Origin of the sequence: Burkholderia sp. AU33423 (assembly GCF_002223135.1) — a bacterium.
Taxonomy (GTDB): domain Bacteria; phylum Pseudomonadota; class Gammaproteobacteria; order Burkholderiales; family Burkholderiaceae; genus Burkholderia; species Burkholderia lata_D.
The window spans coordinates 254515-273948 of the sequence record NZ_NKFH01000005.1 but is presented as its reverse complement, the minus strand read 5'-3'; the positions used below and the strand labels follow the sequence as shown (position 1 = coordinate 273948).

At 66.1% G+C, this 19434-nt stretch carries 16 protein-coding genes and 1 tRNA gene; 10 read left to right on the top strand and 7 right to left on the bottom strand.

Going from position 1 to position 19434, the window contains the following annotated elements; genetic code table 11:
- Positions 1-143: 143 nt before the first annotated feature.
- Positions 144-3005 carry a DUF927 domain-containing protein gene (locus tag CFB50_RS13735; protein ID WP_179254190.1) on the top strand — a complete coding sequence of 954 codons (2862 nt, stop codon included), beginning with the start codon at positions 144-146 and terminating at the stop codon, positions 3003-3005.
- Between the two features lie 617 nt (positions 3006-3622).
- Here CFB50_RS13735 and CFB50_RS13725 read toward each other — a convergent pair.
- From CFB50_RS13725 to CFB50_RS13710, 4 genes are all read right to left on the bottom strand, one after another.
- Complete coding sequence (locus CFB50_RS13725) at positions 3623-4837, bottom strand: tyrosine-type recombinase/integrase (protein WP_089446242.1); 1215 nt, start codon at positions 4835-4837, stop codon at positions 3623-3625.
- A gap of 172 nt (positions 4838-5009) precedes the next feature.
- A tRNA-Leu gene (locus tag CFB50_RS13720) sits at positions 5010-5094 on the bottom strand.
- A 96-nt stretch (positions 5095-5190) separates the two neighbouring features.
- On the bottom strand, positions 5191-6348 hold the full coding sequence (locus CFB50_RS13715) for an ABC transporter substrate-binding protein (protein ID WP_089446241.1): 1158 nt from the start codon (positions 6346-6348) through the stop codon (positions 5191-5193).
- A gap of 64 nt (positions 6349-6412) precedes the next feature.
- Complete coding sequence (locus tag CFB50_RS13710) at positions 6413-7354, bottom strand: CysB family HTH-type transcriptional regulator (protein WP_089446240.1); 942 nt, start codon at positions 7352-7354, stop codon at positions 6413-6415.
- 216 nt (positions 7355-7570) lie between these two features.
- On the opposite strand from CFB50_RS13710, the gene CFB50_RS13705 reads away from it, so the two are divergent.
- From CFB50_RS13705 to cobA, 6 genes are all read left to right on the top strand, one after another.
- On the top strand, positions 7571-9250 hold the full coding sequence (locus tag CFB50_RS13705) for a nitrite/sulfite reductase (protein ID WP_089446239.1): 1680 nt from the start codon (positions 7571-7573) through the stop codon (positions 9248-9250).
- Positions 9251-9275: 25 nt separating this feature from the next.
- Positions 9276-9833 (top strand): DUF934 domain-containing protein, encoded by a 558-nt coding sequence (locus CFB50_RS13700; protein ID WP_089446238.1) that lies wholly within the window; start codon positions 9276-9278, stop codon positions 9831-9833.
- Positions 9830-10582, top strand: coding sequence for a phosphoadenylyl-sulfate reductase (locus CFB50_RS13695; protein ID WP_089446237.1), 753 nt, complete (start codon positions 9830-9832; stop codon positions 10580-10582). Before CFB50_RS13700 ends, CFB50_RS13695 begins: the two co-directional genes overlap by 4 nt.
- Positions 10583-10658: 76 nt before the next feature.
- A complete protein-coding gene (gene cysD, locus CFB50_RS13690; RefSeq protein WP_059576774.1) occupies positions 10659-11621 on the top strand; it encodes a sulfate adenylyltransferase subunit CysD in 963 nt (320 codons plus the stop codon).
- A gap of 22 nt (positions 11622-11643) precedes the next feature.
- Positions 11644-12960, top strand: a complete 1317-nt coding sequence (locus CFB50_RS13685) for a sulfate adenylyltransferase subunit 1 (RefSeq protein WP_089446236.1) — start codon at positions 11644-11646, stop codon at positions 12958-12960.
- Positions 12961-13030: 70 nt separating this feature from the next.
- Positions 13031-13780 (top strand): uroporphyrinogen-III C-methyltransferase, encoded by a 750-nt coding sequence (cobA, locus tag CFB50_RS13680; RefSeq protein ID WP_089446235.1) that lies wholly within the window; start codon positions 13031-13033, stop codon positions 13778-13780.
- Between the two features lie 80 nt (positions 13781-13860).
- Here cobA and CFB50_RS13675 read toward each other — a convergent pair whose 3' ends face one another.
- From CFB50_RS13675 to lptF, 3 genes are read right to left on the bottom strand one after another with little or no spacing between them, the layout of a single operon-like run.
- Positions 13861-14244, bottom strand: coding sequence for a sirohydrochlorin chelatase (locus tag CFB50_RS13675; RefSeq protein ID WP_089446234.1), 384 nt, complete (start codon positions 14242-14244; stop codon positions 13861-13863).
- Positions 14245-14271: 27 nt separating this feature from the next.
- Complete coding sequence (gene lptG, locus CFB50_RS13670; RefSeq protein WP_089446233.1) at positions 14272-15420, bottom strand: LPS export ABC transporter permease LptG; 1149 nt, start codon at positions 15418-15420, stop codon at positions 14272-14274.
- A 3-nt stretch (positions 15421-15423) separates the two neighbouring features.
- A complete protein-coding gene (gene lptF, locus CFB50_RS13665; protein WP_089446232.1) occupies positions 15424-16515 on the bottom strand; it encodes an LPS export ABC transporter permease LptF in 1092 nt (363 codons plus the stop codon).
- Positions 16516-16637: 122 nt separating this feature from the next.
- On the opposite strand from lptF, the gene CFB50_RS13660 reads away from it, so the two are divergent.
- The 3 genes from CFB50_RS13660 to CFB50_RS13650 are packed head-to-tail and all read left to right on the top strand — an operon-like array spanning position 16638 to position 19393.
- Positions 16638-18149 (top strand): leucyl aminopeptidase, encoded by a 1512-nt coding sequence (locus CFB50_RS13660; RefSeq protein ID WP_089446231.1) that lies wholly within the window; start codon positions 16638-16640, stop codon positions 18147-18149.
- Between the two features lie 34 nt (positions 18150-18183).
- Positions 18184-18600 (top strand): DNA polymerase III subunit chi, encoded by a 417-nt coding sequence (locus CFB50_RS13655; RefSeq protein WP_039368072.1) that lies wholly within the window; start codon positions 18184-18186, stop codon positions 18598-18600.
- A 25-nt stretch (positions 18601-18625) separates the two neighbouring features.
- Positions 18626-19393 (top strand): DUF2486 family protein, encoded by a 768-nt coding sequence (locus tag CFB50_RS13650; protein ID WP_089446230.1) that lies wholly within the window; start codon positions 18626-18628, stop codon positions 19391-19393.
- The last annotated feature ends 41 nt before the right edge of the window (positions 19394-19434 follow it).

Below are 19434 nucleotides of genomic sequence, written 5' to 3'. Positions count from 1 at the left end.
TCGCGCGGCCGGCTGACGCTCCGCCGCTAGGCATCTTCGCATCATTCAATTCTTCGCGCGTCGGGTAGCTGCTTGCCCGATATGGACTACTAATCGGAAGCCTGCCGACGCGCGTCCAGTGGGAACCTATGAGTAACGCACCCATGTCCGAATTCGAGCGGGCGAGAGTCGCGCTCGGCTATGTTCCGCCCGACGACCGCGACACGTGGAGTCAGGCGGGAATGGCGCTCAAGGCCGAGTTTGGCGAGGAGGGCTTCGCCCTCTGGAACGAATGGAGCCAAGGCGCGCAGAACTACAACGGCAAGGACGCGCGCGATGTGTGGAAGTCGTTCAAGGGCGGCAAGATCACCATCAACACGCTGTTTCACCTCGCCAAGCTCGGCGGGTTCGATCCGCGCGCGCATCGGGCGAAGCCGGTCGATCCAGCGGAGCGCGAGCGGCAGAAAGCCGAGCGCGCGGCACGTGAAGCGGCCGAGCTGGCCGAACTGACCGAGAAACAGCAAGCCGCGTCGGCGCTCGCCGAATCGATCTGGTCGGCGGCCGAGCCGGCACCGGCCGATCATCCGTATCTTGTTCGAAAGCGCATCCCGGTCGACGCGCTGCGCGTCTATCGCGGCGGCTTGTGCATCGGCACGGCCGCATGCGACGGCGCACTCGTCATCCCGGCCCGTGACGCGGACGGCAAGCTGTGGACGCTGGAGTTCGTCCTGACGGACGGCCAGAAGCGCTATCTGCCGAACGGCCGTAAGGCGGGCTGCTTCTCGCTGATTGGCGGCCCGCTATCTTCCGCGCCGTCCACGCTGCTGATTGGCGAGGGCTACGCCACGTGCGCCACGCTCGCGGCCGCGACGGGCTATCCGGCCGCCGTCGCGTTCGACGCCGGCAATCTGCACGCGGTCGCGACGGCGCTGCGCGGCCAGTATCCGGACACCCGCATCGTCGTGTGCGCCGACGACGACCACACGACGAAGGGCAATCCGGGCGTGACGAAGGCTCGCGCGGCGGCCGAGGCCGTCGCCGGCATCGTGGCCGTGCCCGACTTCGGTCCGAATCGCCCAGCGGCCGGCACCGACTTTAACGACCTGGCTGCGCACGTCGGCCCGGATGCGGTGGCCGCCGCCGTGCGCGCTGCGCTCGCACCGGCCGGCTCGGCGGATGCCGGCAAGGGCAAGGCCGCCCCAGTCACCGCGAAGCCCGCCAAACGCCCCAAAACGGCCCGCGCTCAGGACGGCAAGTCGCGGTTCGTCGTCGACGACAAGGGCGTGTGGTTTCACGGCTTCAACAATCAGGGCGATCCGCTGCCGCCGCATTGGGTCAGTACGCGAATCGACGTGATTGCGGAGACCCGGAACGAGATGAACAGCGAGTGGGGCTACCTGCTCGAATTCACCGATCGCGACGGCATCCTGAAACGGTGGGCAGTGCCGGCCGGCCTCTTTGCCGGGGACGGCACGGAGCTGCGGCGCATGCTGCTCGATATGGGTGTGAAGCTTGGCGTGACGCAGATCGCCCGCACGCAGATCGCGAACTATGTGCAGATGGCGCAGCCGGACGAGCGCGTGCGCTGCGTGCCGCGCGTGGGCTGGCATCACGGCGCGTTCGTGCTGCCTGACCGCGTGATTGGCACGGGCAAAGAGGCGTTGATCTATCAGGCCGACACGCCCATCCAGAGCCAGTTCAAGGAGCGCGGGACGCTGGACGACTGGCAACGCGAGGTCGCGGCCTACTGCGTCGGCAATAGCCGGCTGCTGTTCTGCGTCGCTACCGCCTTCGCTGGTCCGCTGCTGCACTTCTCCGGGCTCCAGTCGGGCGGCTTCCACCTGCTCGGCACGACGTCGAAAGGCAAGTCGACGGGCGGCGTCATCGCCGCGTCCGTGTTCGGCTCGCCGGACTATGTGCGGAGCTGGAAGGCAACCGACAACGCCCTCGAAGCCGTAGCCACGCAGCATAGCGACGCGCTACTGATCCTCGATGAAATCGGGCAGGTCGAGCCGCGCTTGGTTGGAGATGTGATCTACATGCTCGCGAACGAGTCGGGCAAGGCCCGCGCGTCGCGTAGCGGCTCGGCCAAGCCCGTGCTCACGTGGCGGCTGCTGTTCCTGTCGAACGGCGAAAAGAGCGTGTCCGCGCTGATGGCCGAGGGCAACAAGCCCATGAAAGGCGGTATCGAGGTGCGCTTGCCCGCGATCCCGGCCGAGGTTGGCGAAATGGGCGTCGTGGAGAAACTGCACGGCTTCCCGACGCCGGCCGCGTTGATCGAGCATCTAGAGCGGCACGCCGGCATGCACTACGGCACGGCCGGCCCCGCGTTCATCGAGTGGGCGTCGTCGCAGGCCGGCGAGCTGGCCGAGCATCTGCGCATGCGCGTCGACGAGCTGGTCGGGCAATGGGTGCCGGACGGCTCGCATTCGCAGGTTGCACGCGTGGCGAAGCGGTTCTGCCTTGTTGCGGTGGCCGGCGAGCTGGCGACGGCGCACGGACTGACCGGCTGGCCGCAGGGCGAAGCGGTCGAAGCCGCGCGTCGCTGCTTCGAAGGCTGGCTCGAACTGCGCGGCGGCACCGGCAATTCGGACGAGGCCGAAGCCGTGCGGCAGGTACAGCATTTCCTCGCCGCACACGGCGACAACCGTTTTGTGTGGATGAACCGGGCGCAGGACGACCATCGGCCGAACGTGCCGCATCGAGCGGGGTTCAAGCAGCACGTGAAGCGCGACGAGCGCCGCACGCCCATCGCGTCCGATCGCGAGTATTACGCCGAATTCGGCGGCAAGATGAGCGCCGACGATGCCGAAAGCGTCGAGACGGAATACCTGATCGAAGCGGCCGTGTTCCGCAAGGACGTGTGCGCAGGCTTCGATCACAAGATCGTCGCCAAGGCACTGATGAAGCGGGGCGTGCTGATGCCGCGTAGCGACGGCTACCCGTACCGGCAGGAGTACATCCCCGGTCACGGCAAGTTCATGGTCTATCGCGTGCTGCCGTCGATCTTCACGCTCGAACTGTGAAAGACGCCGCCGCCGTCCGGGAGGGCGGTGGCGGGCATTCCTTTGCGCGGCTTTTTTTGGCCCGTGCGTCAAAGTTACTTTGAGCGATCCGCTCCAGACGGAACCGGGCGGGCGGTTGCCTCGAATCTTGCCGCTACCGTAACAATCCGGGCTCGTTTATCTCCAGTATCTCCAGCGTTCTCCAAATCGTTTGGAGACACACGAAGCCTTACCCCACAAGGCTTTGCGGCCGATTCAGGCGTTTATCTCCAAATCTCCAACTCGTTTTGCACTGAGCGGACAGACGCCGACGGTCTGCGTCGACCATAAAGCCAGACGGGGCGCGGCTCTCCGGGATTTGAAGGGCATCAAAAGCGTGTTTTGGAGGGGGGTGTCCGCGATGCGCCCCGATCGGGCATTGTTGCGCCGGCCGCAAGTGTCGGGGCGGCCGGAAAGCGGGGGACCCTGCGTCTAGGGCAAAGACGCGGGGGCTCACACCCGCGTGTTTTTCCTACTCTCGGCGCGCCTAAGGGGGGTCATATTCATACCGACATGCAGGGGACCGACAGTGCGGTGCCAACTCTGAAAAATCGGTGGGAGGCGCGCCGCAAGGGGGTCATACGCGTGGCGGCACGGGTCTATCTTGCCGCCGCGATCGGGATGATTTCCGCCCCGGCTTTGAGCTTGTCGAGGTAGTCCGCCCACTGTTGCATCATCGAACGTCGTGCCTTGATGAATTTTGTTCGGTTGTACGCCCGCCCAAGGCTGTCAGGGACGGTATGCGCTAGTTGGTGCTCGATCACTTCCGGCTTTTCCTCCAACTCTTCATGCAGGATCGTCCGTGCCATTGCCCGGAAGCCGTGACCCGTAATCTCGGTGCGAGTGTCGTAGCCGAGCCGACGAAGGGCTGCATTGATAGCGGCCTCGCTCATCGGCCGATTTCGGTCGCGAGCACCGGGGAACACGTAGACGCCTTCGCCAGTCAGGGCGTGAAGCTCGCGCAAAATCGTGACAGCCTGCGCGGCCAGCGGAACAAGGTGATCCGTTTTCGTTTTGTTGACGAAATAGCGCCATTCGCCTTTGTCGAGGTCGAATTGCGCCCATTCTGCCTTCCGCAACTCGCCCGGCCTAACGAACAGCATCGGGGCTAGCTTGAGCGCGCAGAGAACCGGGAACGTGCCGGTGAAGCCGTCGAACGCGCGAAGCATCTCGCCCACTTTCTCCGGCTCAGTGATCGAGGCAAAGTGTGTTGTCTGCGCGGGCGGGATTGCATCTACCAGATCGCGGGCCGGATCGGCCTTGCAGTGCCCCTCTTTGATGCCGTAGCGGAATACCCGGCTAATCTCGCTGCGGATGCGATGGGCGGTAAATCTGGCTCCACGCCCGTCTACGCGCTTCAGCACGGCCAGTATCTCCGGGGCGTCGATTTCAGCGATAGGGCGCTTGCCGAGCCATGGGAATACATCGTTCTCCATGCGGGCGAGCGTCTTGGCATGCTGCGCTGGCTCCACGGTCGTCTTGCGCTCGGCCATCCAGCCACGGGCGACAACCTCAAACGAATGGGCGGCCGCGAGCAGGCTGGCCCTTTTTTCCGCCTTCTTCGCTTCACCCGGATCGATGCCGGCAGCGAGCTTTTCGCGGGCTTCGTCGCGCTTCTTCCGCGCGGTCGCCAATGTAACTTCCGGGTAGACGCCGAGCGAGTAGCGCTTTTCCTTGCCCCCAAATCGGTATTTGAGGCGCCACCACTTGCCCCCGCTCGGGGCGATTTCCAGATAAAGGCCGCCTCCGTCGAACAGGCGCACGGGCTTGTCGGCAGGCTTGGCGTTCCGGATGGCTGTATCGGTTAATGGCACGGGGGCAACTCCTGACAGGTAAGGCAATTTCGGATGGGTTGCCCCCAATGTTGCCCCCGCTTGCCCCCGGCTGTCTACGCACCACACGGCACTTTGCCGGAATGAAAAAACCCGCGAAGCCTTGTGCTGTCGCGGGTTTTGGGACTTCCGGGAATTTCCCGGAACTATGTCATGGTGCCCAGGGCCGGAATCGAACCGGCACGCCTTGCGGCGGGGGATTTTGAGTCCCCTGCGTCTACCAATTTCACCACCTGGGCTTGATCCTGGCCGCGCATGTGATCGTGCGCGGCGAAACGCGGATTATGTCCGAAATCCCGCCGCCGGGCAAGCTGCCCGGTTGCGGGTCGTGCTCGTCACTGACTCAGGTAGACGAACCGGCCCTGCTTGACGATCCCCATCACGCTCGCGCGCTGGTCGAGTCCCACATGATCCTTGTCGCTCGTGTTGACGACGCCGTTCGGCACGACGAGCTCGTGCGCGCGCTCCAGCTCGCGTCGCAGCGCCGCGCGGAACGCGGGCGTGCCGGGCTGCGCGGCCTTCAGCGCGCGGCCGACCGCGTCGGCGAGGCGCGGGTAGACGCCCGCCGCGTCGCCCGCGAACTGCGTGACCGTACCGGCGCCGTACTTCGCCTCGTACGCGTCGACGAACGCGAGTGCGGCCTTGCGGGCCGGATGATCGGCCGGCAGCGTGCGCGCGACGACCACCGGCTGGGTCGGGAACAGCGTCCCGTCGACGTCCTTGCCGCCCAGCTTGATGAATTCCGGCGTCGCGATTCCGTGCGTCTGATAGATCGGGCCCTTGTAGCCGCGTTCGATCAGCGTGCGCTGCGGCAGCACGGCCGGCGTGCCGGAGCCCGCGATCAGGATCGCGTCGGGCTTCGCCGCGATCAGTTTCAGCGCCTGGCCCGTGACGCTCGCGTCGGTGCGGTTGAAGCGCTCGGTCGCGATGACGCGGATCTTGCGCAGGTCCGCGAAGCGCGTGAACTCGTTCAGCCAGCTGTCGCCGTAGCTGTCGGCGAAGCCGATGAAGCCGACCGTCTTCACGCCGTGATTCGCCATATGGCGCGTCATCACGTCGGCCATCGCGCGGTCGCTCTGCGCCATCTTGAACGCCCAGGTCCGCGCGCCTTCCTGCGGCTCGACGATCGCACCGGAGCCGACCAGCGTGATCATCGGTGTCTGCCCGGCGGCCACCGCATCGAGCGCCGCGAGCGCGGCCGGCGTGATGTTCGGCCCGACCACGACGTCGACGTGATCCTCGTCGACCAGCTTGCGGATGTTGCGCACCGCGGTGCCCGGGTCGGACGCATCGTCGAGCACCGTCACCTGCACCGGTTGCCCGGCGATCGTCTTCGGCCACATCAGGATCGCGTTCTTGCTCGTGATGCCGATCGCGGCGGCCGGGCCGGTCGACGACAGGTCGACACCGACCTTCAGGTCGGCATGCGCGGCGGCGCAGGCCAGTACGAGGGCGGCGCCGGCGGCGTGGCGCAGGAGGGCGGGAAGCGTCATGCGGAATTCTCCGTCGGACAGCAAAAAGGGGCGCGATGTGCGCCCCCGTGTTTATACACGCCGCTCAGAGTTCGTACGATTCGGATTCGCCCTTGAGCGCCTGTTCGATCAGCTTGCGGTTCAGCGTAGGCGACAGCAGTTCGACCAGCGTATACACATAGCTGCGCAGGTAGGCGCCCTGCTTGAGCGCGACGCGCGTCACGTTGCTGCCGAACAGGTGGCCGACCGGGATCAGCCGCAGGTTGCGGTCACGCTCGGGATTGAACGCGATATCGGCCATGATGCCGACGCCGAGACCGAGCTCGACGTAGGTCTTGATCACGTCGGCGTCGATCGCCTCGAGCACGATGTCCGGCGACAGCCCGCGCAGTGCGAACGCATGGTTGATCTTCTTGCGTCCCGCGAACGCATCGTCGTACGTGATCAGCGGGTACTGCGCGAGGTCGTCGAGCGTGACCGGCTTGCGTTCGAGCAGCGGATGGTCGGCCGGCACGACGGCCGCGTGGTGCCACTGGAAGCAGGGCAGCGACACGAGTTCCTTGTAGTTGGAGATCGCCTCGGTCGCGATCGCGAGATCGGCCTGGTCGTGGATCACCATCTCGGCCACCTGCGTCGGGCTGCCCTGCAGGATCGACAGATGGACCTTCGGGAAGCGCTTCTTGAACTCGGCGATCGCGGCCGGCAGCGAGTAGCGGGCCTGCGTGTGGGTCGCGGCGATGGTCAGGTTGCCCTGATCCTGCGCGGCATAATCCTTCCCGACCCTTTTAAGGCTTTCAACCTCCTGAAGAATCCGCTCGACCGACGCGAGGATAATCCTGCCCGGCTCGGTGAGCGAGCGCACGCGCTTGCCGTGCCGCGTGAAGATCTCCACGCCGAGCTCGTCCTCGAGCTCGATGATCGCCTTCGATACCCCCGGTTGCGACGTGTAGAGCGCCTTGGCGGCCTCGGTGAGGTTGAAATTCTGCCGGACGGCCTCGCGCACGAAGCGAAATTGGTGCAGGTTCATTTATAACCCTTCCGCATATCAACAGAATTTTTTAGTCGTTTGAAATATAAGGCGAGTTTATTACGATTCACCGGAGTTTTTCAAATATGGATATCTGTTTTCGTCATTAGCAATCCAGCCGGGCAGCGGAAGGCCGGCGATAGCGGCGGAACGGAGATTCGGGCGCGACGTGGCTAGGACGTCGCGCGGTCACCACGAAAACCCTGGGGTCCCCGAATGTATCAGTACGACCAATACGACCAGACGATCGTCGACGAGCGTGTCGCGCAGTACCGCGATCAGGTGCGCCGCCGGCTGTCGGGCGAGTTGAGCGAAGAAGAGTTCCGTCCGCTGCGCCTGCAGAACGGCCTGTACATGCAGCGCCACGCGTACATGCACCGCATCGCGATTCCGTACGGCAACCTGCGCAGCGACCAGCTCCGGATGCTGGCGCGCATCGCCCGCGAACACGACCGCGGCTACGGCCACTTCTCGACCCGCTCGAACATCCAGTTCAACTGGATCAAGCTGGAAGAAACGCCCGAGATCCTCGCGAAGCTCGCATCGGTACAGATGCACGGTATCCAGACGTCGGGCAACTGCATCCGCAACATCACGGCCGACCAGTTCGCCGGCGTCGCGCAGGACGAAGAGATCGATCCGCGTCCGTGGTCGGAAATCCTGCGTCAATGGTCGACGTTCCATCCCGAATTCGCATGGCTGCCGCGCAAGTTCAAGATCGCGGTGTCGGGCTCGAAGGACGACCGCGCGGCCGTGCAGATCCACGACCTCGGTGTGTACCTGAAGAAGAACGCGCAGGGCGAAGTGGTCGCGAGCATCCTCGCGGGCGGCGGCCTCGGCCGGACGCCTATCATCGGCGCGGTGATCAAGGAAGACCTGCCGTGGCAGCACCTGCTCACCTACTGCGAAGCCGTGCTGCGCGTGTACAACCGTTACGGCCGCCGCGACAACCTGTACAAGGCGCGCATCAAGATCCTCGTGAAGGCGCTGTCGCCCGCGAAGTTCGCGCAGCAGGTCGAGGAAGAGTGGCAGCACCTGAAGGACGGCCCGTCGACGCTCACGCAGGCGGAAGTCGATCGCGTGTCGCAGTACTTCCAGCCGCCCGTCTACGAGAAGCTGGCCGACACCGACGCATCGTTTGAACAGCATCTGCTCGAGAACAAGGCGTTCGCGCGCTGGGTCGAGCGTAACGTTGCCCCGCACAAGGTGGCCGGCTATGCCGCCGTCACGCTGTCGCTGAAGGATCACCGTGTCGCACCGGGCGATGCGACCGACCAGCAGATGGATCTGGTGGCCGACTGGGCCGACGCGTACTCGTTCGGCGAGTTGCGCGTGTCGCACGAGCAGAACCTGATTCTCGCGAACGTGAAGAAGCGCGACCTGTTTGCCGTGTGGGAAAAGGCGAAGGCAGCCGGTTTCGCGACGCCGAACATCGGCCTGCTGACCGACATCATCGCGTGCCCGGGCGGCGACTTCTGCTCGCTCGCGAACGCGAAGTCGATCCCGATCGCGCTGGCGATCCAGCAGCGTTTCGACGATCTCGACTATGTGTACGACCTCGGCGACCTGTCGCTGAACATTTCCGGTTGCATGAACTCGTGCGGTCACCACCACGTCGGCAACATCGGCATCCTCGGCGTCGACAAGGACGGCGCCGAGTGGTACCAGGTGTCGCTCGGCGGCGAGCAGGGCACGGGCCGGAACGGCGCGCGCCTCGGCCGCGTGATCGGGCCGTCGTTCTCGGCGGAAGAAGTGCCTGACGTGATCGCGAAGCTGATCGACACGTTCGTCGAATCGCGCATCGACGGCGAGCGCTTCGTCGACACGTACGATCGCATCGGCATCGCGCCGTTCAAGGAGCGCGTGTATGCGGCGCGCCAGGCAGTGAACGCGTAACCAACCGGGTAGAAGGAATTAGCAGATGGCTTCGATTATCAAGAACCGCGCAGTGATCGACGATGCATGGCAGGTCGTGCGCGCGGCGGAAGACGGTGCACTGCCCGCGGTCGACGCATTGCCGGCCGGCAAGGTGCTGGTGCCGTTCGCATTGTGGCAGGCCGAGCGCGCGGCGCTCGTCGCCGCGAAGACGAAGGACGCGCTCGGCGTGTGGCTCGCACCGGACAGCGAGCCGGCCGATCTCGTGGCCGACTTCGGCGCGATTTCGCTGATCGCGGTCGACTTCCCGCGCTTCGCGGACGGCCGCGGCTACAGCATCGCGCGCCTGCTGCGCGAGCGCCATGGCTGGACGGGCGAACTGCGCGCGATCGGCGACGTGCTGCGCGACCAGTTGCTGTACATGTCGCGTTGCGGCTTCGACGCATACGCGGTGCGCGCCGACAAGGACATCCACGACGCGCTGAATGCGTTCACGGAATTCACGCAGCGTTACCAGGGCGCGTTCGACCAGCCCGAGCCGTTGTTCCGCCGCCGCGCCGCGTCGGCAGGCGTAGCGACGCCCGACGCGAAGGTGGGCGCATGAGCACCGCGACCGCCACCGCGCTGACGCCTGAACTCGCCGCGAAGGTCGAGCGCCTCGACGCGCTGCTCGCGCAGATCGGCGCCCGTCACGAGAAGGTGAAGTTCGCGAGCAGCCTCGCGGCGGAAGACATGCTGCTGACGCATGCGATCCTGTCGAAGGGCGTGCGGATTGGCATCTTCTCGCTGAACACGGGCCGCCTGCACGCGGAAACGCTCGGCATGATCGACCGTGTGCGCGAGCGCTACGGCTACGAGATCGAGCAGTTCCATCCGCAGCAGGACGCGGTCGACCAGTATGTCGCCGAGCATGGCCTGAATGCGTTCTACGAGAGCGTCGAGCTGCGCAAGTCGTGCTGTCACATCCGCAAGGTCGAGCCGCTGAATCGTGCGCTCGCGGACGTCGGCGCATGGGTCACCGGCCAGCGCCGCGAGCAGTCGGTCACGCGTGCCGAGCTGCACGAGGAAGAGCAGGACGAAGCGCGCGGGATCGCGAAGTACAACCCGCTCGCCGACTGGACGGAAGCCGACGTGTGGGCGTACCTTAAGGCGTTTGACGTGCCGGTGAACCCGCTGCATGCGCGCGGCTACCCGAGCATCGGCTGCGAGCCGTGTACGCGGGCGATCCGTCCCGGCGAGGACAGCCGTGCGGGCCGCTGGTGGTGGGAGTCGCGCGATACGAAGGAATGCGGGCTGCACATCACGACGATCACGCCGATTCCCGCGGATGCCGAAGCCGGCGCCACGCACTGAAAGCCTGACAAGAAACTGAATATTGCGCCGCCTGCGACAGCGGGCGGCACGAACCCAGAAGAGAAGGACTGAAATCATGAGCACGACGCTCGAGCAATCCGCCTTTGCCCCGCCCGCCGGTGCCGACAGCCGCATGGGCCACCTCGACTGGCTCGAAGCCGAGTCGATCCACATCCTGCGCGAGCTGGTCGCCGAATGCAGCAAGCCGGCGCTGTTGTTCTCGGGCGGCAAGGATTCGGTCGTCGTGCTGCATCTGGCACTGAAAGCATTCGGCCTCGGCGCGAACCGCAAGACGACGCTGCCGTTCCCGCTCGTGCACATCGACACGGGCCACAACTACGAAGAAGTGATCGACTTCCGCGATCGCCGCGCGCAAGAACTCGGCGCCGAGCTGGTCGTCGGCCACGTCGAGGATTCGATCAAGCGCGGTACGGTCGTGCTGCGCCGCGAAACCGATTCGCGCAATGCCGCGCAGGCCGTCACGCTGCTCGAGACGATCGAGCAGCACGGCTACACGGCGCTGATCGGCGGCGCGCGTCGCGACGAAGAGAAGGCGCGTGCGAAGGAACGCATCTTCTCGTTCCGCGACGAATTCGGCCAGTGGGATCCGAAGGCGCAGCGCCCGGAACTGTGGAGCCTGTACAACGCGCGCCTGCACAAGGGCGAGCACCTGCGCGTGTTCCCGATCTCGAACTGGACCGAGCTCGACGTGTGGCAGTACATCGCGCGCGAAAACCTCGAACTGCCGTCGATCTATTACGCGCACCAGCGCGAGATCGTGCGCCGCAACGGGCTGCTCGTGCCCGTCACGCCGCTCACGCCGATGCGTGACGGCGAGACGAGCGAGCTCGCGCAGGTGCGCTTCCGCACGGTCGGCGACATTTCCTGCACGTGCCCGGTCGAGAGCGACGCGGACGACGTCGAGAAGATCATCGCCGAGACGGCGGTGACCGAGATCACCGAGCGCGGCGCGACCCGGATGGACGACCAGGCCTCCGAAGCCGCGATGGAACAGCGCAAGAAGCAAGGTTATTTCTGAAGCACACGAGGACATTCACATCATGAGCATCATCGAGAACACCGAAGACCTCGGCGTGCTGCGCTTCATTACCGCAGGCAGCGTCGACGACGGCAAGAGCACGCTGATCGGCCGCCTGCTGTACGACAGCAAGGCCGTGCTGTCCGACCAGCTGTCCGCGCTGTCGCGTGCGAAGAACAAGCGCACGGTCGGCGACGAGCTCGACCTCGCGCTGCTGACCGATGGCCTCGAAGCCGAGCGCGAACAGGGCATCACGATCGACGTCGCGTACCGCTACTTCGCGACCGCGAAGCGCAAGTTCATCATCGCCGATACGCCGGGCCACGAGCAGTACACGCGCAACATGGTGACGGGCGCATCGACCGCGCACGCGGCGATCGTGTTGATCGACGCGACGCGCATCTCGGTCGAGAACGGCGTCGTGCAACTCCTGCCGCAGACCAAGCGCCACAGCGCGATCGTGAAGCTGCTCGGGCTGCAGCACGTGATCGTCGCGATCAACAAGATGGACCTGGTCGACTACAGCGAAGCGCGCTTCAACGAGATCCGCGACGCCTACGTCACGCTGGCGAAGCAGCTCGGCCTGAGCGACGTGCGCTTCGTGCCGGTGTCGGCGCTGAAGGGCGACAACATCGTCGGCGCGAGCGAGCGCATGCCGTGGTACGCGGGCGAACCGCTGCTCGACGTGCTCGAATCGCTGCCGGTCGAGACGCAGGCGCATGACGCGCTGCGCTTCCCGGTGCAGTGGGTCGCGCGCCAGGACGGCAGTTCGGCCGACGATTTCCGCGGCTACATGGGCCGTATCGAGTCGGGCGAAGTGAAGGTCGGCGACGAGATCGTCGTGCTGCCGTCGAACCGCACGGCCACGATCGCCGAGATCGTCGCGCCGGTGCCGGGCGGCACCGCGTCCGTGCCGCACGCGTCCGCGGGCCAGACCGTGACGATCCGCCTCGCGGAAGACGTCGACGTGTCGCGCGGCGACATGTTCGTCACGTCCGCCGAGCCGGTCGAGCCGGCGAAGAAGCTCGAAGCCGATCTGTGCTGGTTCGACGAGACGCCGCTGTCGCCACAGCGCAAGTACCTGCTGAAGCAGACCACCAGCACGGTGTTCGCGAAGATCGGCGGCGTCAAGCAGGTGCTCGACGTGCACACGCTGTCGCACGCGACCGACCGTCACGATCTGAAGATGAACGACATCGGTCGCGTCGCGCTGACGCTGCAGAAGCCGATCGTGTGCGACACGTACGACGCGCATCCGGGTACCGGTGCGTTCGTGCTGATCGACGAGGCGACGCATCACACGGTCGCCGCTGGGATGATCCGGGCGTTCTCGGCGTAACCGGGCAACCGCGCCGCTTCGCGGCGGCGCGGGCCGGAGCCGACGCCCGCTGGAAGGCGAAGCGACAAACATGGGCAAGGTGTATCTGATTGGAGCAGGGCCGGGCGCGGCCGACCTCATCACGGTGCGCGGCGCGCGGCTGCTCGAGCAGGCGGACGTCGTGCTGCACGACGCGCTCGTCGAGCCCGCGATGCTCGACTACGCGCCGAATGCGCACCGGATCGCCGTCGGCAAGCGCTGCGGGCAGCGCTCGACCGCGCAGCACTTCATCAACAAGCAGATCGTCGATGCGGCACGCGAGCATGCGTGTGTCGTCCGGCTGAAGGGTGGCGACCCGATGTTGTTCGGTCGTGCCGAAGAGGAGATGCGCGCGCTGGAAGCGGCCGGCATCGACTACGAGGTCGTGCCGGGCATCACCGCGGCGCTGGCCGGGGCGGCGACGCTGAAGCGTTCGCTGACGTTGCGCGGCGTGTCGCGCAGCGTCGCGTTCGCGACCCACAGCCGCGCGCCGGGCAGCGACGAGATTCGCGAAGCCGCGCGCGCCGATTCGATGGTCTATTACATGGGCCGCGACAGCGCGCCCGGCATCGCGCAGGAACTGATCGACGCGGGCCGTGCGCCAACAACGCCCGTGGCGATCGTCGAGGCGTGCAGCACCGCGCGCGAGCGCACGCTGACGTTGACGCTCGCACAGATGGCGGCGGGTGACGCACAGGCGTGGCTCGATCCCGCGGAACCGAGCTTGCTGATGATCGGCGATGCATTCGCCGAGCGCGCCGGGCAGGCGAAAGCGGGCGATCCGATGCGAAATGCGGCCTGAGCGGAATCCGGCTGGAGTCCCAAACGAAAAAAGCGCTGGCGGAAGCCGGCGCTTTTTCTTTGTGGGCCGTGACTCGTGATTTACGCGCCGTCGCCGATCTGGTCGATGCAGTAGCGCGCGATCGCGTCGAGCACGCCGTCGTCTTCGCCGACGGCCGTCGCGCAGCGGATCTCGACACCCGGATGCACGGCCCGGCATGCGTCGACGAGCTGCGGCAGGTCGCGGCGGACATGGCCGCCCTGGCCGAAGAACACGGGCACCACGGTGATGTGCGTGCAGCCGGCCGCGACCTGCTCGGCGACGGCGTCGCCGAGCGACGGCGTCATCAGTTCGAGGAACGCGAGCGACACGTGTGCAGCGGAGGAGGGGGCGCCGCGCAGCCGCGCGGCGAGCCGCTCGAACGGCTCGGCCCAGCGCGGGTCACGGGCGCCGTGGCCGAACAGGACGATGCCGTGCGAACTCATGTCGAAGCCTCCGTCGTGACGCGGCGCTCAGTGCCGGTCGACCCACTTGAGCGCGAACAGGCCGAGCGCGAGATAGATCAGGCCCGGCGTCGCCGCGGTGAGCGGCGCGGGCCACGTGTTCAGCGTGCCGATGTGCGAGAACAGCGTATTGAGGAGCTGGAAGCTCATGCCGAGCATGATACCGCCGAACACTTTCACGCCGACCACGCCCGCACGCGTGTGCAGGTACGCGAACGGCAGCGACAGCACGAGCATCACGAACACCGCGAACGGATACAGCAGTTTGCGCCACAAGGCGATGTCGTAGCGCTGCGTGTCCTGCTGGTTCTCGTGCAAATGCTGGATGTAGCGGAACAGGTTGATGATCGACATGCGATCCGGCGACACGAGCAGCACCGACAGGATCTGCGGCGTCAGGTCCGAGCGCAGCCGGTATTCGGGCAGCGAGACCTGCTGCGACCGGTAAACGGGGTTCAGTGCGTCGGCCGGCTGGCCGCTGATCGGCTTGATCGGCGTCAGCTCGGTTTCGTTGACGCCCTTCAGCAGCCAGTGGCCGGGCGGCTCGTAGCGGCCCGTCTGCGCGATCCGCACGTTGCGCAGCTGGAATTTCGAATCGAATTCGTAGATGCGCACGTTGCTGATCGTCGAGTCGGGCGACAGGCTGCCGACGTTGACGAAGCGCGTGACCTGCTCGCCGTTTTCACGGGCCGCGAGCGTGTCCTTCACCCACACGCCCGACTGGAAGTTCGACGACACCGACGCGCCGAGCGCCTGCAGCCGCACGCGTTCGGACAGCTGGTCGGCGTACGGGCCGACGAATTCGCCGATCAGGTAGGTGACGATCACGAGCGGCACGCCGATCTTCAGCAGCGAGCGCAGCGCCTGGTTGGTCGCGAGGCCCGACACGCGGAAGATCGTGAATTCCGAGTTCGCGGCCATCTGCGCGAACACGTAGATCGCGCTGATCAGCGCGGCGACCGGGATGATTTCGTAGAAGCGCGACGGAGTCTGCAGCGCGACGCGCAGCACCGCGTAGCCGAACTTGTAGTTGCCGTGCCCGACCGAGTTCAGTTCGCTGATCAGGTCGAAGAAGAAGAACAGGCCCGAGAACGCGAACAGGATGAAGACGAACGTGACGTAGATCTGTCGCGCGAAGTACTTTTCATAGAGCCGCATCGATCATGCTCCCGAGCGGCCGAACAGCGCGCGTGTAAACAGCGGACGATTGCGCACGCGCAACCAGAAGATGAACGCGACGATCACCGCGACGACCAGATGCAGGCCAACGAGCCCGACGCCGAACGACATCTTGCCCTGCTCGATCTGCGACTGCACCACGTTCAGCAGGTTCGAGTACGTGAGGTAGATCAGCACGGCCATCACGAGGTTGATCGTGCGGCTGCGGCGCGGGTTCTGGTACGACAGCGGAATGCCGAGCACCATCAGGTTGATCGCGATCAGCGGCAGCCCCGCGCGCCACGCGAATTCCGCGAGGTTGTCTTTCGTCGGGGTGCGCAGCAGGTCCGGCGTCGGCGTGCTGTTGGTGGTCTGCACGTTGGTGACCGGGGTGCTCGTGATCTTCACGCCGTAGCGCTCGAACTCCATGATCTTGAAGTTCGGCTGGCCGGGCGTGCCGTCGTAGCGGCGGCCGTCCTCCAGGACGACGAAGCGGCTGCCGTCGCGCGTTTCCGTGTGCCCCGTCTGCGACACGACCACGTTGACCTTGCCGTTCTCGGTCGAGGTCACGAACACGTTCTGCACCTTGCTCTGGTCGGGCGTCATCTTCTCGATGAAGAACACGCGGTGGTTCGAGGCCGATTCGCGGAACTGGCCCGGCGCGAGCAGCGAGATCTCGTCGCGCTGCTGGAAGCGCGCCTTGATCATCTTGCTTTGCTGGTTCGACCACGGCCACCCAACGAACGCGAAGAAGGCGATCAGCAGGATGATCGGCGTGGCGAACACGCCGATCGGCTTGATGAGGCGCGTGAGGCTCACGCCCGACGCGAGCCACACGACCATTTCGGAGTCCCGGTACCACCGGGTCAGCACGAACAGGATTGACACGAACAGCGTGACGACGAGCATCACGGCGAGGTAGCCGATCACGGTGAGGCCGATCAGCACGAGGACGTCCCGCGGATCGATTTCACCGGACGCGGCGTAGCCGACGATGCGGATCATCATCGTCGTGAGCATGATCGTGAGCAGCACCATGAACACGGCGCCAGCCGTATACGCAAGCTCGCGCTGGAGGGAGCGTTCGAAGATCATTCTTGATGAGAAGAGGGCGGGAGGCTGCGCACGCGTGGTGGAGCGCTCGCGCCGCCACGGGAAAAATAGCGGATAATTGCGGCTTTCATCCTTAGCCCAGATTTTATCCGAGGACAAGCGCGATGGACTTTAGCATAAAAGGCTGTGATTGGAGCAAAGGCGAGGCGAAGGGGTTCCTGACCGGGAAGTCCGATTGCATCGTGCTCGGCGTCTTCGAGGCGCAGACCCTGTCGGGCGCGGCGCTCGACATCGACACGGCCACCAAGGGGCTGATTTCGCGCGTGATCAAGGCCGGCGACATGGACGGCAAGCGCGGCAAGACGCTGTTCCTGCACGAAGTGTCGGGCATCGGCGCGTCGCGCGTGCTGCTCGTCGGCCTCGGCAAGCAGGATGCTTTCAATCAGAAAGCCTATAACGATGCCGTGACGGCCGCATGGCGCGCGCTGCTGGCGACCAAGGTCGTCCAGGTCACGTTCACGCTCGCGCAACTGCCGGTCGACGAGCGCAGCTCCGACTGGGGCGTGCGCGCGGCAATCCTCGCGCTGCGCAACGAGACCTACCGCTTCACGCAGATGAAGAGCAAGCCGGAGCCGGCGTCGCACACGCTCAAGCGCGTCGTGTTCAGCGTCGATCCGTCCGACGAAAAGGCCGCGAAGGTCGCGGTCAAGCAGGCCGTCGCGCTCGCGAACGGGATGGATCTCACCCGCGACCTCGGCAACCTGCCGGGCAACGTCTGCACGCCGACCTACCTCGGCAACACCGCGAAGAAGATCGCGAAGGATTGGGGCCTGAAGGCCGAAGTGCTCGGGCTCAAGCAGATCCAGGCGCTGAAGATGGGCTCGTTCCTGTCGGTCGCGCGCGCGTCGGTCGAGCCGCCGCAGTTCATCGTGTTGCACTACCAGGGCGCCGCCGCGAAGGCCGCGCCGGTCGTGCTGGTCGGCAAGGGCATCACGTTCGACACGGGCGGCATCTCGCTGAAGCCGGGCGAGGGCATGGACGAGATGAAGTACGACATGTGCGGCGCGGGTTCCGTGCTGGGCACGATGCGTGCGGTCGCCGAGATGGGCCTGAAGATCAACGTCGTCGCGATCGTGCCGACCTGCGAGAACATGCCGGGCGGCAACGCGACGAAACCGGGCGACATCGTCACCAGCATGAAGGGCCTGACGATCGAGGTGCTGAACACCGACGCCGAAGGCCGTCTGATCCTGTGCGATGCGCTCACGTATGCCGAACGATTCAAGCCGGCCGCCGTGATCGACGTTGCCACGCTGACGGGCGCGTGCGTGATCGCGCTGGGCGGCCACAACAGCGGCCTGTTCTCGAGCAACGACGCGCTCGCGGGCGAACTGCTCGACGCGTCGCGCGAAGCGAACGACCCGGCATGGCGCATGCCGCTCGACGACGAGTACCAGGACCAGCTGAAGTCGAATTTCGCGGATCTCGCGAACATCGGCGGGCGCCCGGCCGGCGCCGTGACGGCCGCGTGCTTCCTGTCGCGCTTCACCGAGAGCTATCCGTGGGCCCACCTCGACATCGCGGGCACCGCATGGAAGGGTGGTGCGGCGAAGGGTGCGACGGGCCGTCCGGTGCCGTTGCTCGCGCAGTTCCTGATCGACCGCGCCGGCCAGTGATGGCGGTGTGGACGACGCTGCGGGTGCGCGGGCAATGACGCGGATCGATTTCCACTCGAACGTCGGCGATTCGCTCGCGTACGCGTGCCGGCTGCTGCGCAAGGCTTACCTGGCCGGGCAGCCGGTCGTCGTGCTCGCCGAGCCCGCGCGCCTGCGCGCGCTCGACGAGCGGCTCTGGACGTTCTCGCCGCTCGATTTCATCCCGCATTGCGGTGTCGACAGCGAGCACGCAGCCGGCACGCCGATCGTGCTGGCCGCGGATCTCGACCGCGCGCCGCATCATCACGTGCTGCTGAACCTCGGCGCAGCCGTGCCCGCGCAGTTCGCCCGCTTCGAGCGCCTGCTCGAAGTGGTCGGCAATGCGCCGGACGAGCTGGCCGCGGGCCGCGACCGCTACCGGTTCTACCGCGACCGCGGCTATGCACTGAACAACTACAAGCAGGGCAGCTAGCCGCAACCGTCAACGGAGTGTTCCCGTGACCGAAGCCGATTCATCCTCGATCCCGACGCTGACCGACGTGCTGGTGCCGGGCAAGCCGGTGCCGGCGCGCTCGCCCGCGTCTGCGCCCGACGCGCCGCAGCCGCCCGCCGGCGCGGCGATTCCGGTGCTCACCGATGTGGTCGCGCCGCACGCCGCAGAGGCGGCACCGGCCGATTCCAGGCAAAGTGAATTTGACCCCGATTCCGTCGTGGTCGAATGCGTGCCGACGCCGCACGTGCCGGCGGTCGAACTGCCGGGCGACGTGGCAACGGCTGCCGCGGCCGCGATGGGCGAGACCGATGCGCCGGCCCAACCCGGCGCCGTGGAGCACGTGGTCGCCGAAGATTCGACGGCAATGAGTGCGCCGCTGCAATCGTCGCTGGCCGACGACGAAGTGCCGCTACCCGCGTTCGCAGCGGTGGCGCATGAGGCGGTGGGGCACGCGCGTGAAGCGCACATGCCGGAGGCCGTCGTACCGGCCGCCGCGCTGCAGCCGGAAGCGCAGGCCGCAGCCGGGCTGACACCGGAAGATGCGCAGCACATCGCCGAGCGTCTGCGCAATCGCCTGACGAACTATCTGACGGGGGAAGGGCGCGACGCGATCGAAGCCCGCTGTCGCGACGCGTTGCATGAGCATTCGGCCTGGCTGGTCGGCCAGATCACGCGCGAAGTGGCGCTGGCGCTGGAAACCGAGGTGATGGACTGGGTTCGCGACGCGGTCGACGAAGAGATCGCCCGCCGCCGCGCCGGTCATTCCGGCTAAGCACAATGGGCATTCCGGTGAAAACGGGGTGCGATTCCAGT